Below are 13,943 nucleotides of genomic sequence, written 5' to 3' on the forward strand. Positions count from 1 at the left end.
CGATACCTACTCAACCCCGGGTATTGCCGGGTTGTTCCGGATCGTTGTTCGCCGTCAGCGGACGCGGACGTAACAAAGCCGAACGGGCTCTCACGGCTGCTTTCAGCGCCGGATCGCGACACTGGCGGCCCGTTCGAGGTTTACCGGCCACCGCAGGGGCTACCTTCGTAGCGCGGGGGCAGAAGGAGACCGGAACATGACATCTGCCAGCACAAACGCAGCTTCCGAGAAGGGGCTGGCCAGGGTTGCCCAACGGCTGGCTGGTTGGACGGAGAAATGGTTCCCCGACGCATACGTCGTCGCTCTCGCCGGAGTTGTCGTTGTCGCCGTTGCCGCCTTCGCCAACGGGTCCTCGCCACAAATGGTCGCCGATGCCTTCGGCAACGGGTTCTGGGACCTGACCGCATTCACTCTGCAGATGGCGATGGTCGTCCTGACCGGTTATGTCGTTGCGACGTCCCCGCCGGTGGCCCGGTTGATCGATCGGCTGGCCGCCGTTCCCCGGACAGCTGCCACTGCCGTGAGCTTCGTCGCGCTGCTGGCGATGTCGGTATCGCTCTTGAACTGGGGCCTCAGCCTCGTCTTCGGTGGACTGCTTGCCCGCGCCATCGCTCGCCGCACGGATCTGCGGGTCGACTACCGAGCCCTCGGTGCGGCGGCGTTTATGGGGTTGGGTGCGGTGTGGGCACTCGGGCTGTCGTCCTCCGCGGCACAGCTGCAGGCCACCGCGTCGTCTTTGCCGCCGGCGCTGCTGAAGATCACCGGTGTTCTCGACTTCGGCACAACCATCTTCACGTGGCAGTCGATCGTCATGTGCGCCGTCATCATCGTGCTGTCCGTGGTGATCGCGCACTTCTCCGCTCCGCGCGGTGCGGCGATCAAGACGGCCGAGGACATAGGCGTCGACGTGCACGACGAGCCCGAGGAAGTCCCACCGCGCTCGCGTCCAGGCGAATGGCTGGAGTACAGCCGGATCCTGCCGATCCTTGCGGGCCTGCTGACGGTGGGATGGCTTGTGTCCCAACTGTTCAGCAAACCCGTACTGACCGTGGTCAGCAGCCTCAACGGCTACCTCCTCGTCTTTCTGATGCTCGGTCTGGTGCTGCACGGGACACCCCGCAAGTTCTTGCAATCCGTATCCCAAGCGGTTCCTGCGACCGCCGGAATCCTCGTCCAGTTTCCGCTGTACGCCGCGATGGCTGCGATTCTCACGAAGGCCGAGGGTAGGGGTGGAACCACCATCTCCGAGAACCTCGCCGAGTTCTTCACAAGCATCGGCAGCGGTGGTGGATTCGCTGTCGTCATCGCTCTGTACACCGTCGTCCTCGGCATCTTCGTTCCATCCGGCGGCGGAAAATGGCTGGTGGAGGCCCCATACGTGATGCAGTCGTCCACAGACGTCCAGATGAATCTGGGGTGGACCGTGCAGATCTACAACGTCGCCGAGGCTCTCCCGAACCTGATCAATCCGTTCTTCATGCTGCCGCTGTTGGCGGTGCTGAAGCTGCGGGCACGCGATCTTGTCGGATTCACGTTCTTGCAGTTCATTTTTCACCTGCCCGTCGTCCTGGTGCTGGTCTGGCTGCTCGGGACGACGTTCGACTTCGTTCCGCCGGTTATCCCACCGACGCCGTGACACGGACCGCCTGCGCGGCGGTGTTGACGATGACGTCCCTGATCGACGGTGTTTCGATCCCCGCCGCAGCGGCGAATGCCTGCGTTGCGCTCACGTCGTAGCGTTCGGTCCTCAGAAACTCGAGGCTCTCGCGTGAGGTCTGTGCGAGCCGTTCACTTCCGGGCAGACGCAGCACCGCGCGTAGCAAGCCGAGCGGAATGCGCCGGCGCGGCACCGATACCCCCACGCTATCTGCGATAAGCCCGACCATCGTTGCCAGATCGGGTGTTTCGGGATCCAAGGTGATCAATGCCGTCTCGGTGGGCCATTGCCGATCCGCAAGTGCAGCAAGGATTTTAGCAAGGTGGTCGACGGCAACCAGCGGGAGCCAGTGGCCTGTCCCGCCAGGAATTGCAGCCATCCGTCCACTGCGAACTCCATCGATCAGCTCGGCGAAAGGTTGCCCCGCGGCGATATCGCCGGTGCGACTGTGCCCGGCAACCGCAGCCGGATGCACACCGATCCACGGCACAGCCAATGATTCGGCACGATCTGCCATCGCGAAGAACGACTCCAGCTTGCTTGCCTCGTAGGCGCCGGCCTTCCGATAGACGTAGTCCCAATCCGCGGCAAGCGGATCGAGAGGGTCGATGCGGAGTTCGCCGAGGTGCTGCGGATTCTGCGACATAAACCCACCGACGATCACCAACTTCGCCCCGATTCTTGCCGCGAGATCGACGACCGCACTACCTCCGCGAACATTGGTCGCGCGTGCTTCGGCTGGAGTCAAGTTCCAGGCGAACATGGCACCGAGGTGAAAGATTATGTCTACCAATGGATCCGATTCGAGCGCGAGATCGGGAGCGTCGAGATTGCCCGAAACCTCGTGGATCGACGCGCCGTTGCCACCGCGTATGGTGCACGCTCTCCGTAGATCCTCCAACTGATCCGGACGGCGCAGAAGTGCGTACACGTCATGGCCGTTCTTCGTCAGTTCGACACACAACCATTGCCCGATGAAGCCGGTAGCTCCGGTCACCATCACCTGCGTCATTGTTGCTCCTTCGTTGGGGTGACATGACGGTAAACTATCGAGTTAGGTCGATAGTCAAGGATGGCATTCATGCGGATCAACGCGGTCGAAAAGGCAAGCGGCTGTGGTCGTCACACCATTCGCTTCTACGAAGCGGAGGGGCTGATCGACGCACCGCGACGCGACAGCAACAACTATCGCGACTATGCACCGGAGGTCGTCGACGAACTGGCGTTCATCAGGACGGCTCAAGACATCGGGTTCACACTCGCCGAGATCCGCTCGATCAAGGAATCCCAACGATCGTCGGCGCTCGACTGCGTGGGCGGTGCGGAACTGGTTGACGCAAAGATCAGCGAGATCACCCGTCGCATAACGCAGTTGCGACAGATGAAGACTCTTCTCGAACAAATGCGTGCCGATTTGGTCGTCAGCGCGGTGCAACATCAGCTCGACGTGCCGGTGCGATTGCAACGGTATGGACAGGCCGCCGGGGTTACGGTCACTGCATGAGACGACAACTTCGCGCGACCCTTCTGACACTTCCCGCCGCTGCCGCCCTCGTCTGCCTCGGGGCGGGCACAGCATCGGCCGACGCAACCATTACGGGCGCGGGTGGACCCGGCAAGGTCATCACCAACGTCGCCAACGACGGGACCGCGCGCGAATGCGACGTCCACGTCGTCAACCAACTGAACCAGACCGTTGCCTCGAAGCACGTCAGCCTTGCCCCGAATGCCCGCAAGACTGTGAAGCTCTACCACATTCCGCCGGCGAGCTACTACATCGTTGTCATGGATTGCACTGGGCAGCAACGGACTTACATCGACGGCGGCGTCGTGGTTACGCCGAGCGATCCGTTGACGGACTTCATCGACACCATCAGCGACGCGGCAGGTAGCTGACTACGCGCGCCTGACCGGCTCGCTCACAACGCAGAGGCGAATACTGTTCCGCACAACCGGTCTACTCGACGGTGAACGCCAATCCGGTACCCGCGGAATCTATCTCGGATTCGACCTCGACAGAGACATGGTAGGCGCCCGGGGGAAACGGTCCTGCCTCGAAAGTCCACTGGTCTTGTCCCGACGCGTGACCGGTGACCTCGTCTTCTCCGACGGTCTTCCCGTCGGCCTGCGCTGTCCAGGTGACCTTGATACGCACCGGAACCGAGTCGGTGGGTTTACGGGTCTCCACCAGTGCGATCACGGCAACCTTGTCGGTGCTGCTGTATACAGCATTTGGTCCATCGCCGCCCTGTGGATCCGTTGCCAGCTCCGCGTCCTGCAGCCACGGCTCGAACAAGTCCGGCGCAGATGCTGTGATCGTACTTCTCGTAGAATCGTCGACGTCGAAGGAGACGCTATAGCTGGAGCGGTCGAACCCGTCGACCGTTGGATAGACCTCGAACATCACAAAATGAACGCCGGCAGTAAGGGTGGGTCCGAACTCGACGACGGCCTCGCCGGTGTTGCGTATCGACGCCCGCGCCTTCTTCTCTTCGACTGGAATCTGCTTGCCGGATTCACCGATGGTTCCGAACGAAACATCGATATCTGCCTCGAATGTCGCACCGGGGTCACGCATTTCGATCACAAGCACTGCGTACACGGCGCTACTCGGCGTAATGCTCGACGAGCGAGGAACGTTCGGATCGGTACGAATATCGACTTCAGCTTCGAGGGGGTCGTACAAGGTCGGGCGAGTCGACTCGGCTTGTGTGGCAGTTGCTTCCGTCATCGCCGGATCCGCGGAATCTCCGCAGCCACCTACTGCCACCGCCGCTACGATCGCGGCGATGAGCATGCTGAACCGTCTCGTGCGAGCCATGCTGCCTACTTCGGTCGACTGCGTTGGGATTCGTCAACTATCGCGTGGCCGCGCGACAGCAGATAGGTACCCGACGTGTTGCTTTCGTCCACCCCTACGGCAGCCTCTTACGCGATCAATTTGCGTGCCCGCATATCGGTGAAGATCCGCAGGAACATCTCTTCGGTATCGACGAAGCGGTGGAAGCCGAACCTTCGAGCTTTCGATCCATCTGCGATCACGTCGTAGTCCCAGCCGAACACGAAATCGCCGAAGGCCCAGGACGATACGTCAGCGTACGGGGTGCGGCGCAGTCCGCTTTCACGAATCATGCTGTCCCAGAGCGGTTCTTTGTCGGCCATCACGACGTCCATGGACATCGGCAACGGCGGAGCCACCTCGATTTCGAAGAATTCGGCGATCTTGGGCCACATGTGCTGCCAGCGAAAGAGATCGCCGTTGTTGATGTTGAACGCCTGGTTAGCGCACGCCGGAGTCGTGGCCGCCCACACCGTAGCTTCGGCAAGCAAACCTGCATCGGTCATCTCGATGAGACTCGAGTAGGCACCGGGCTTTCCGGGAAATCGCAGCGGTATGCCGAGCTGTTTGGACAACGTGGCGTACACAGCAATCACCAGCGCCAGGTTCATGGGATTGCCAAGTGCAACACCACATACGACGGATGGACGGATTGCGGACCACGTCCAGTCCTTGCCGCGTTGCCGGTCTTCGAGGAACTGTTGCTGATCGACGTTGAACTCGGGCGGCATGTGCGGCGGATCATTCTCCCGCGCAGGTGTTTTGAACGGACCGAGGTGGGCGCCGTATACCTTGTAGCCCTGCATGAGGCTGATGTGTTCGAGCTTCTTCGCGATGGGTTCGATCGCCGAGACCGTGTTGACGAGCATCGCAACATTGGGTTCGACGAGCTCGGCCCACGTCGGTCGGTCCTGGTAGGCGGCGTAGAAGATGTGGGTAATGTCGGTGAGCCCGCTCAGCTTGTCGACGGTATCGATGGGGTCGAGCAAGTCGACCGAGATGTGTTGTACCCGTTCGGAATTTGTGCCGCCCCGGCGAGACAGACCGATGATCTGCCATGAGCCGGTGGCTTCGAGATGGTCGATCAAATTCCCGCCGATAACTCCGCGGGCGCCGACCACGAGTGCAACCTTCTTGCCTGTCATTGCCGTCTCCTCATTGCTATATCGCGATTTACCGATATTGAAGTAGAGCACAAATATCGTGATTTCGCGATATTTCGGTATGCTGACTTCATGACCGACGCCGCCGACTGGGAGTCCGCGTTCCGCGCGCTCGCGAATCCGACCCGCGTGCAAATCCTGCAATGGCTGAAGGACCCCGGCAGCTTTCCGCCACAACTCGAACCGGCCGAAGAGGTCGGCGTATGCCTCAAGCACATCCAAGCCAGGGCGCAGGTGTCGCAGTCGACCGCATCGCAATACATGGCGGCACTGCAAAGCGCTGGTTTGGTGACCAGCCGACGGATCGGCCAGTGGACTCACTATCAGCGCAACGAGGACCAGATCGCCAAGCTTGCGGACTTCATCGGCACCGGCCTCTGACGCCGTTCACACCCTGACCGCCCGTAGTGCGGCATCGGCTAGGGATCCGACGCCGTCTCTACCCGGTACCTCGCCGACCACAAGCCAGTTGTAGACGAGCGGGCCGAACACAAGATCTCGCACCATCCCGTTCGAAAGATCCGCGCGAATCGTTCCCTGTTTTCGGGCACGGGAAATGATGTCGTCGATCAGTATCGCTCGCGGAAGCAGATACGTACCGAATACAAGGGCAGCGAGTTCGGGATCGTGCCTTGCTTCTGCGTGTACGGCAAAAATCGTTCCGGCATAACCACTTTCGCCGAGACGGACGATGAAGTCCACTGCCGTCTCCCGCAGATCGGCAAGAGCGTCCGACGTCGAGGAGGCGACTAGAGGTGGAGCGGCGGCGCCGAGCGCAGCAACGACAAGAGCAGCCTTGCCGGACCACCGTCGATAGAGGGTCGGGCGGGTGACGCCGGCCTCCTTCGCTACCGCGTCGAGCGTCAATGCGCTGTACCCGTGCGCGGCGAGCAGCGTGAGTGTTGCTTGCGTGACCCTGTCGTCTATCGCGTTGTCACGCGGGCGGCCGCGCGGTTTCGGAGTATCCGAGGGTTGACGCGCCACGGCGCAATAGTATTTCATTTACGTTCTGTATCGTAAATCGGAGGCGAGCGTTGAACACACACTCAGTGCGCAGGTCGACCTGGTCTGCGGCGGCGACACTGACGTTGGCGGCTCTGAGCATCGTTGCACCGGCACCCGCAGGGGGTGTGCCGGTCGGGTGTGCGCCTGCGACCGTGAATACAGCCGTGTCCACCGGTATTCCGATACTCGACATGTCCGAGAACATCGGCTACGACGCAGCAGGCGACCTCTGGGTCGCGCGGGTGCTGCGCAATGAGGTCCAGCGCTACGACGCTGCCGGAAACGTGACTGCGCGGGTGCCCGTTTTCGCACCGGGTGCGATCAGGCTCGGACCCGACAACCTGCTCTATGTCAACTTCGGCAACTTCACTGCCAGCATCGTTCCGGGTTCACGCACGGGCGGCGTCGTCAGATTCGATCCATCCGCCATCGGCGCAGCACCAGAGGTCTTCGCCACGAGCCTCGGCATGCCGAACGGCGCAGCGTTCGACGATGCCGGCTACCTCTACGTCGCCGACACGTCGGCCGGTGTCGTTCGAATTCGGCCCGACGGTTCCATCGACGCGGACTGGACCCGCCAGGCCCGACACTTCAGTGCGAACGGTATTGCCGTGCTTGGCGATTCCGTCTACGTGACGATCATGGCCACTCCGTCGAGCCAGGTCGTGCGCATCCCGATCGCCAATCCGGTAGCACAGAGTGTTGCCGCCGAGCTGAGTCCTGGGCTCACGTTACCCGCGATTCCGGACGACCTGGTCGTGGGATCGGACGATCAGCTCTACGTCACGACGACAACGGGACGGCTGTTCCGGGTCGACCCGACCAATGGCAACACGTGCACGGTTCTCGGTGGCGAGCCGATCACGTCGGCAGCGACCGTCCCCGGGCGCGATGGTCAGCTGATCCTCGGCACCGAGACCGGCAATCTGCTGCGTGTGCAGCTAGGCAACTAGTCCAGATGGGCCTGGAGCTACATTTTCGGCACAAATACGCAGGATTCCGTCAATCGCGACGAATAGTGTTGGTCTAGGCCCATCACGTGAACGTCTTGTGCGGAACTCCGCTCAGCAGTCCACCGTCGATGACAAATTCCGAGCCTGTGCAGTAGGACGACTCGTCGCTGGCCAGGAACAACACCATCGCGGACACCTCCTCGGGTTCGCACCCTCGCCCTAGCGGGATGGTGAGGAAGTCTTCTGGAATACCTGCGGTCATGGGTGTACGGACAAGTCCAGGATGGACCGAATTGGCACGGATGTTGTGCGGCGCGAGTTCGAGTGCAACCGATTTCGTAAGCCCTCGAACTGCGAATTTTGTTGCGGTGTAGCCGTGCAGGCCGGGGCTGCCGCGGTAGCCCTCGACGGAGGACACGTTGATGATCGAACCGGGTCCGGTGTCGATCATCGCCTGAGCTGCAGCCTTGATGCCGAGGAACGTGCCGGTGAGGTTGATGTCGATGATCGACTGCCACTGCGCAAGTTCGAACTTCGTGATCAGGTTCCCGTTGACGATGCCGGCATTGTTGATCAGCACAGACAGACCGCCGTACCGCTCGATGGTTGTGGCGACCGCCGCCACCCAACTCTCCTCGTCCGTCACATCGAGCCGCACGAAAGTGGCACGCTCACCGATGCTCTCGGCTAATGCTCGACCTTCCTCTTCGAGCAGATCGCCGATGACGACGGCAGCTCCCTCGGCCGCAAGTGCCCGTGCGTGCGAGGCGCCCATACCGCGTGCGCCTCCGCTGATAAGCGCGATCTTGCCGTCAACTCTGCCCACCGCAGGCTCCATTCCGAAGTCGCCGAATTCAATCACTGATTGATTCACTGATTGAAACATGTTCTACTCGATGCATGCCAGTAAACACCGACACCGGCCCGAGGGAAAGACTGCTCGGTGCCGCCGAACAACTTCTACTCACAGCCGAGTACGACCAGGTGTCGGTCCGGGCAATCTGCGCCGAGTCCGGGGCCAATCCCGCGGCAGTGCACTATCACTTCGGCACCAAGACCGCGCTGGTCACGGCCTTGCTGGAAGACCGTCTCGCGCCGATCTGGGCGTCGACCCTCGACCATCTCGCGGAGGCGGAATCGACCGTCGCGAGCTACCTGGACGCCATCCTCGAACCGTTCGCGGACCTCGCCGCCGAGCCGTCCGGTCGCCTGTACCTGAGGCTGCTTTCGCGGGTTGTGCTCGGCAGGTTGCGGGTGCAGTGGAGTTCACGCTGGTTCCGGCTGGACTCGTGGGCCGACGTTCTTCGCGAGGAGTGTCCCGGTCTCACAGAACAGGAAGCTCAGCGTCGTTGGGCGCTGGCATTCGAGCTTGTCCTGCAGCAGTTCGGCGATCCGACAGCAGACCGCGCACCGACCCCTGCCGCCGTACGGACGCTGCGCGCGTTTGTGCTCGCTGGCCTGACAACGGCATACGAGGACACCCCATGACCGACGTTTTCGCAGCCGCCACCCTTGGGCCGATCACCCTGCGCAACAGGGTTATCAAAGCCGCCACGTTCGAAGGCCAGACACCGAACGCGCTGGTCACCGACGAATTGATCGAGTACCACCGCAGACCGGCAGCGGGCGGAGTCGGTATGACAACCGTCGCCTACTGCGCAGTGTCGCCCGAAGGCCGCACGGACCGACATCAGATCTGGATGCGACCCGAGGCGGTTGCTGGGCTTCGCAGGCTGACCGACACGATTCACGCAGAAGGTGCGGCCGTATCGGCGCAGATCGGCCATGCCGGTCCGGTCGCCAATGCTGCCTCGAACCGGTTGCCCGCGCTTGCTCCCGGTCGACTGTTCAGCCCACTCGGCATGGCACTGACGAAGAAGCCCGATGCGGCCGAGCTCGCTCGGGTGGTTCGCGCTCACGCCGACGCAGCGTTGTTCGCCGAACAATCCGGCTTCGACGCCGTCGAGATCCACTTCGGCCACAACTACCTGGTCAGCGCGTTCCTCAGCCCACTCCTCAATCGCCGCAAGGACAGTTACGGCGGCATCCTCGCGAATCGAGCACGGCTGGCTCTCGACATAGCGCGCGCTGTTCGTGACGCCGTCGGGGGCCGATTGGCGATCACGGCCAAACTGAACATGGACGACGGCGTCCCCGGCGGACTGTGGCTCGACGAAAGTCTCCAGGTCGCGCAATGGCTCGAAGCCGACGCCACGCTCGACGCACTCGAGCTGACCGCGGGCAGCTCGCTCCTGAATCCGATGTACCTGTTTCGTGGCAAGTCCCCGATCAAGGACTTCTCCGCTGCGATGCCGAAGCCGCTCGGCTGGGGAATGCGTATGAGCGGCAAAGCTTTTCTGCGCGAGTATCCGTACCAGGAGGCATACCTTCTCGACAGCGCCCGACAGTTTCGGCGCGAGCTGACGATGCCATTGATCCTGCTCGGTGGGATCACTCGCAAGGAGACGATGGACCTCGCGATGGGGGAGGGTTTCGAGTTCGTCGCGATGGCACGCGCGCTGCTCCGCGAACCCGACCTGTTGACGCGCATTCAGGCCGACGCCACCACCCACTCGGCGTGCATCCACTGCAATCGCTGTATGCCGACGATCTACAGCGGGACGAGGTGCGTGCTGGCCTCGGGATGATCTCCGAGAAATGGGTACCCCCTGTAACGATCGTCACTCGTTCGGCTCCAATCTGTGAACCGACCAGTCACGAATACCTAACGAGGGATTCCTATCGGGAGGTTGACCACATGGCCACAATCGGCGTTTCGACCGAGAGTGGGGTAGTGCGTGGCGTGCTGCTCGCTGACAACATTGCTGATTCACCGGACTCGCCACCACGTGTGCTCAACCGCGGCGAACGAGATCTGGTCGCGGAAACCGACCCGGCGACAGCCGCGGCGGTAGCGTCCGTTCTCGACGCTCTGGAGGCCGAACTCGGTCCCGACGAGGAGATCGACGGGACCGTCGTTTCGTGCCACACCCCGGGTGAGCGCACTGCGATCGAAAGCCGACTGGCAGACGGTCGATGGAGTTCGTCGTCACTGGTGACAGCCGATTCCGCTCTCCTTGCGACTGTGAAAGACATGCCCGACCTGGACGACTACGCCACGCTGCTCGTGTACGAGGTCATCTACGACCACAAAGCACTTTCGGTCGTCGATGCGGGTCGTACCGAGGTCCTCGCATCCGATACCGCAACAGGCGGCGACATCGATGCCGGCGCCGTAGGCGCATCGGTGAGCCAGGCCTGGTCAATGCTCGATTCGATCGACGCCAAGCCCGATGCCGTCGTACTGCTCGGCGCGTCGGCCGACGAACCAGAGGTTGCACCCGTACTCGAACTCGGTTTCGGGGTCCCCGTCATCCTCGCTCCGGAACTCGAATCCGCCGAAGCGATCGGCGCAGCATTGATCGCGCGGGACACCCACGAGGCCGAGCCGGCTATCACCGTGGCTGCTCCGCTCGTCGCACCGGTCGCCGCAACTCCCGCGCCCGAACAGGTAGCCGAGCCCGAGCCCGAAGAGCCGTCGGCAGTGGTCGCAACGACCGGCCGCTCCAACCGCAAGAGGGTTGTCGCCGTTGCTGCAGCGGCCGCGCTGGTCGGTCTCGGCACGCTCGGTGCTACGCAACTTCGCACCGGCTCCTCGGCGGGCACGGATACGACGACGCTTTCTGCGGCGCAGCTCGCGGCACTCGCCCCGTCGGTCGACGCACCTGCGCCGGTGGCACCGGTCCCTACACCAGTTGTAGCTGCACCTGCTCCCGCCGATCCGGCGCGTGCCGACGCAGCGCCCGCGACGCCGGATTGGACGCAGCCGAACGTTGCACCGGCACCGCCAACCCCGTGGCCCGCAGACAATGCGCCGAATTCCGTTGCTCCCCAACAGCCGGCAAGTTCACCAGTCGCGCCGCAAACACCTGCACCGCGGCCGGCACCACCGCTACCAGCGAAGGTCGGCGAGCCGAACGCGATCGGCCTGTTCCCGGGTGAGGCGCCGCCGCCGCCGCTAGGCTCCGACCCGATAGCAATCGAGCAGTGGTGGAAACACCACGGACAACTGAAGGACCGGTGGTTGCACGGTGGCTAAGCCCTGGCTTACGAGCGCATTGTTGGCAGCCACCGCAACACTCATGACGTGGTCCGGTGCAACCGCACACGCCGACCCCGCATCGGACTTTCTCGATCCGAAACCTGATCCACCGCTGTATCTTCCTACTCCCCTTGGGGATCCGTTTCTCGAACCGACAGCAGGCTTCGAGGCGACCGCTCCGGGAACGGTCCTGCGGACCCGTGGCATCACCGTCCCCGGTCTCGCGGTACCGAGCGCAACGACGCAACTGCTCTTCCGGTCCACCGATTCCAAGAATCGTCCGATCGCAGCGGCCACCAGCGTCATCGTCCCGACCGAGGCATGGACCGACGGCGGACCCCGCCCCGTCGTCTCGTACAACATCGCCATCGACTCGCTCGGCAATGCCTGCGCCCCGTCGTCGACGCTGCCGAAAGGCACAGTCGCCGAAGAAGACTCGATAGAGAGCCTGCTCGCCCGCAACTTCGCTGTCGTCGTCACCGACTACCAGGGCCCACGACAGGCATACTCGGCCGGACTCGTCTCGGGCCACACCGTGCTCGATTCGTTGCGAGCTGCACTCGGTCGCAGCGAACTCGGCCTCACCGCGTCGTCGCCGATCGGTATCACCGGATACTCGGGCGGCGCGATCGCCTCCGGCTGGGCAGCACAACTTGCGCCGAGCTACGCGCCCGAACTGAACATCGTCGGAGTCGCATTCGGTGGTCCGCCAACCGATTACAACATTCTGCACAAGTCGCTCAACGGCCAGATCGGGTCCGGGCTCTACCTCGCCGCATCAACCGGACTGGCACGCGAATACCCGGAACTGCTCCGGCTGTACAACGCGAACGGTCTGCGGCTCATGCAGGTCAACAAGGACCAATGCGCCGACATCCTCTCCTACCAAGGCATCTTCATGCTTCCCATCGAAGCTCTCGCCAAGGACCAGAACTCCTTCACCGATCCGCTGATTCGACAGGTCATCGCCGAAAACCGGATGGGTGCAACGGCTCCCACCACACCGATCTTCATCTACCAAGGGCTGCAGGACTATTGGATCCCCAAGGAGGGTGCCGAAAACCTGCAGAACGAATGGTGCGCGGGCGGTGCGTCGGTCCGGCTGGAAGAAATGCCGGGTGACCACAGCGTCGTATCTGGGACCGGCAAACCGGTGGCTTTCGCATGGCTCGCAGAGCGCCTGACCGGCACCCCGGCACAGCCCGGCTGCAGCACAGTTGTCCGCTAGCTAATCGAGCAGGCCACGCACGTCACGCGGAGTTGCTCCGAATCGTTCGCCGAATGCGGCGCCGAAGTTGCTGAGTGACGAAAAGCCGGACGCGAAAGCAACTTCTGCGATGCTGAGATTGCGGAACGCTGGGTCGATGAGGCGTCGGCGGGCCTGGCGAAGTCTTTCCTCACGGATCAACTCACGTGGCGTTGTGCCTGCCCGCTGCAGCGCCAACTGAACCTGTCGAAGCGACCACCCGAGTTCGCGTGCGATCGCCCCGCCGTTGAGGCTCGGCACGTCCGAGTTGAGCCGCACATGCCGGCGCACGGACGACTCGACCGCGGCCAGTCCCGTATCAGCTCCCGACTCCTGGGTCCTGCTGGTCAGCGCGGACGACAACTCGACGATGTGCTCACATGCGATCTCGAAGTCGTGCGCCGCGAAGTGGCCCCGCTCGTCGGCAAGCGTGCGAACCATCGAGCCGAGCACAACGCCGAGTCCGGCGCGCAGATCCAGCGTTTGCGCGGCAGGCCCGAACCCGTGTGTACGGCCGGCTGTCGCGGCGGGAATCGTGAGTACCAATGCCTGCACAGCCCGGCCATGCAAGAGTTCGAATGGTGTTCCCGTCGAAATGAGTCCAGCGGTACCGGGAGCGAGCGTGATCGAACCATCGTCGATGCGGATCGTCAGCTCACCCCTGTACGGGACCACCAACCGGTAGTCGTCGTTGGGATCGCGGCGAATCTGCTCGATCGACCGCACGTAGTCGATCCCGTCCGACCAGAACTCGACCAGCTGAAACCCTCTGGCCCGCTGCACTTGCGTCGCGCCGTGAAAGTCCTTGCCACCGGGAAAGCGGTAGTCGAAGAGGCAGTGATTCTCGCGGACATGTTCGGTCCAGAACTCGGCTCGCTCGCGTGGTTCGAGATCGAGCGTCGAGGTCCGCCTGTTGGTGTACTGATCTGTCCGCATCGCGCCGCCTCACTCCCGATCCACAGTAGGCGAGGAAGGCTT

Annotated in this window: 15 protein-coding genes; 9 read left to right on the top strand and 6 right to left on the bottom strand. The window is 62.8% G+C overall.

The window, feature by feature from the left end:
• The first annotated feature begins 196 nt into the window (after window positions 1-196).
• Window positions 197-1,636, top strand: a complete 1,440-nt coding sequence (locus ACHIRB_RS12875) for a short-chain fatty acid transporter (protein WP_395124730.1) — start codon at window positions 197-199, stop codon at window positions 1,634-1,636.
• Here ACHIRB_RS12875 and ACHIRB_RS12880 read toward each other — a convergent pair.
• A complete protein-coding gene (locus ACHIRB_RS12880) occupies window positions 1,617-2,669 on the bottom strand; it encodes an SDR family oxidoreductase (protein ID WP_395124729.1) in 1,053 nt (350 codons plus the stop codon). The two genes, ACHIRB_RS12875 and ACHIRB_RS12880, sit on opposite strands and share 20 nt — an antisense overlap.
• Window positions 2,670-2,738: 69 nt before the next feature.
• Between ACHIRB_RS12880 and ACHIRB_RS12885 the strand changes: the two genes are divergently transcribed.
• The gene (locus ACHIRB_RS12885; RefSeq protein ID WP_395124728.1) at window positions 2,739-3,161 is read left to right on the top strand and encodes a MerR family transcriptional regulator; all 423 of its coding nucleotides are present in this window, start codon (window positions 2,739-2,741) and stop codon (window positions 3,159-3,161) included.
• Window positions 3,158-3,553 (top strand): hypothetical protein, encoded by a 396-nt coding sequence (locus tag ACHIRB_RS12890; protein WP_395118593.1) that lies wholly within the window; start codon window positions 3,158-3,160, stop codon window positions 3,551-3,553. The genes ACHIRB_RS12885 and ACHIRB_RS12890 overlap by 4 nt, the downstream gene beginning before the upstream one ends.
• A gap of 61 nt (window positions 3,554-3,614) precedes the next feature.
• Here ACHIRB_RS12890 and ACHIRB_RS12895 read toward each other — a convergent pair whose 3' ends face one another.
• Both ACHIRB_RS12895 and ACHIRB_RS12900 read right to left on the bottom strand, forming a co-directional pair.
• Complete coding sequence (locus tag ACHIRB_RS12895) at window positions 3,615-4,478, bottom strand: hypothetical protein (RefSeq protein WP_395124727.1); 864 nt, start codon at window positions 4,476-4,478, stop codon at window positions 3,615-3,617.
• Window positions 4,479-4,585: 107 nt separating this feature from the next.
• Window positions 4,586-5,641 (bottom strand): SDR family oxidoreductase, encoded by a 1,056-nt coding sequence (locus ACHIRB_RS12900; RefSeq protein WP_395124726.1) that lies wholly within the window; start codon window positions 5,639-5,641, stop codon window positions 4,586-4,588.
• Between the two features lie 90 nt (window positions 5,642-5,731).
• Here ACHIRB_RS12900 and ACHIRB_RS12905 point away from each other — a divergent pair, with 90 nt between their 5' ends.
• Entirely contained in the window at window positions 5,732-6,040 is a 309-nt protein-coding gene (locus ACHIRB_RS12905; protein WP_395118599.1) for an ArsR/SmtB family transcription factor, read from the top strand.
• Between the two features lie 6 nt (window positions 6,041-6,046).
• Here the strand turns inward: ACHIRB_RS12905 and ACHIRB_RS12910 are convergent, their stop codons facing one another.
• Complete coding sequence (locus ACHIRB_RS12910; protein WP_395118601.1) at window positions 6,047-6,643, bottom strand: TetR/AcrR family transcriptional regulator; 597 nt, start codon at window positions 6,641-6,643, stop codon at window positions 6,047-6,049.
• 50 nt (window positions 6,644-6,693) lie between these two features.
• Between ACHIRB_RS12910 and ACHIRB_RS12915 the strand changes: the two genes are divergently transcribed.
• Window positions 6,694-7,617, top strand: coding sequence for an SMP-30/gluconolactonase/LRE family protein (locus ACHIRB_RS12915; RefSeq protein ID WP_395124725.1), 924 nt, complete (start codon window positions 6,694-6,696; stop codon window positions 7,615-7,617).
• An 82-nt stretch (window positions 7,618-7,699) separates the two neighbouring features.
• Here the strand turns inward: ACHIRB_RS12915 and ACHIRB_RS12920 are convergent, their stop codons facing one another.
• The gene (locus ACHIRB_RS12920; protein ID WP_395118605.1) at window positions 7,700-8,443 is read right to left on the bottom strand and encodes a glucose 1-dehydrogenase; all 744 of its coding nucleotides are present in this window, start codon (window positions 8,441-8,443) and stop codon (window positions 7,700-7,702) included.
• A gap of 74 nt (window positions 8,444-8,517) precedes the next feature.
• Here ACHIRB_RS12920 and ACHIRB_RS12925 point away from each other — a divergent pair, with 74 nt between their 5' ends.
• The 4 genes from ACHIRB_RS12925 (at window position 8,518) to ACHIRB_RS12940 (ending at window position 12,947) form a co-directional block, all read left to right on the top strand.
• On the top strand, window positions 8,518-9,105 hold the full coding sequence (locus ACHIRB_RS12925; protein ID WP_395124724.1) for a TetR/AcrR family transcriptional regulator: 588 nt from the start codon (window positions 8,518-8,520) through the stop codon (window positions 9,103-9,105).
• Window positions 9,102-10,265 carry an NADH:flavin oxidoreductase gene (locus ACHIRB_RS12930; protein ID WP_395124723.1) on the top strand — a complete coding sequence of 388 codons (1,164 nt, stop codon included), beginning with the start codon at window positions 9,102-9,104 and terminating at the stop codon, window positions 10,263-10,265. Before ACHIRB_RS12925 ends, ACHIRB_RS12930 begins: the two co-directional genes overlap by 4 nt.
• 110 nt (window positions 10,266-10,375) lie before the next feature.
• The gene (locus ACHIRB_RS12935) at window positions 10,376-11,716 is read left to right on the top strand and encodes a DUF7159 family protein (RefSeq protein ID WP_395124722.1); all 1,341 of its coding nucleotides are present in this window, start codon (window positions 10,376-10,378) and stop codon (window positions 11,714-11,716) included.
• Window positions 11,709-12,947, top strand: a complete 1,239-nt coding sequence (locus tag ACHIRB_RS12940; RefSeq protein ID WP_395124721.1) for a lipase family protein — start codon at window positions 11,709-11,711, stop codon at window positions 12,945-12,947. The genes ACHIRB_RS12935 and ACHIRB_RS12940 overlap by 8 nt, the downstream gene beginning before the upstream one ends.
• On the opposite strand, the gene ACHIRB_RS12945 is transcribed toward ACHIRB_RS12940, so the two are convergent.
• The gene (locus tag ACHIRB_RS12945) at window positions 12,948-13,901 is read right to left on the bottom strand and encodes an AraC family transcriptional regulator (protein WP_395124720.1); all 954 of its coding nucleotides are present in this window, start codon (window positions 13,899-13,901) and stop codon (window positions 12,948-12,950) included. It lies immediately after the preceding gene.
• Between the last annotated feature and the right edge of the window lie 42 nt (window positions 13,902-13,943).

This window comes from Antrihabitans spumae (genome assembly GCF_043944905.1).
GTDB classification, from domain to species: Bacteria; Actinomycetota; Actinomycetes; order Mycobacteriales; family Mycobacteriaceae; genus Antrihabitans; species Antrihabitans spumae.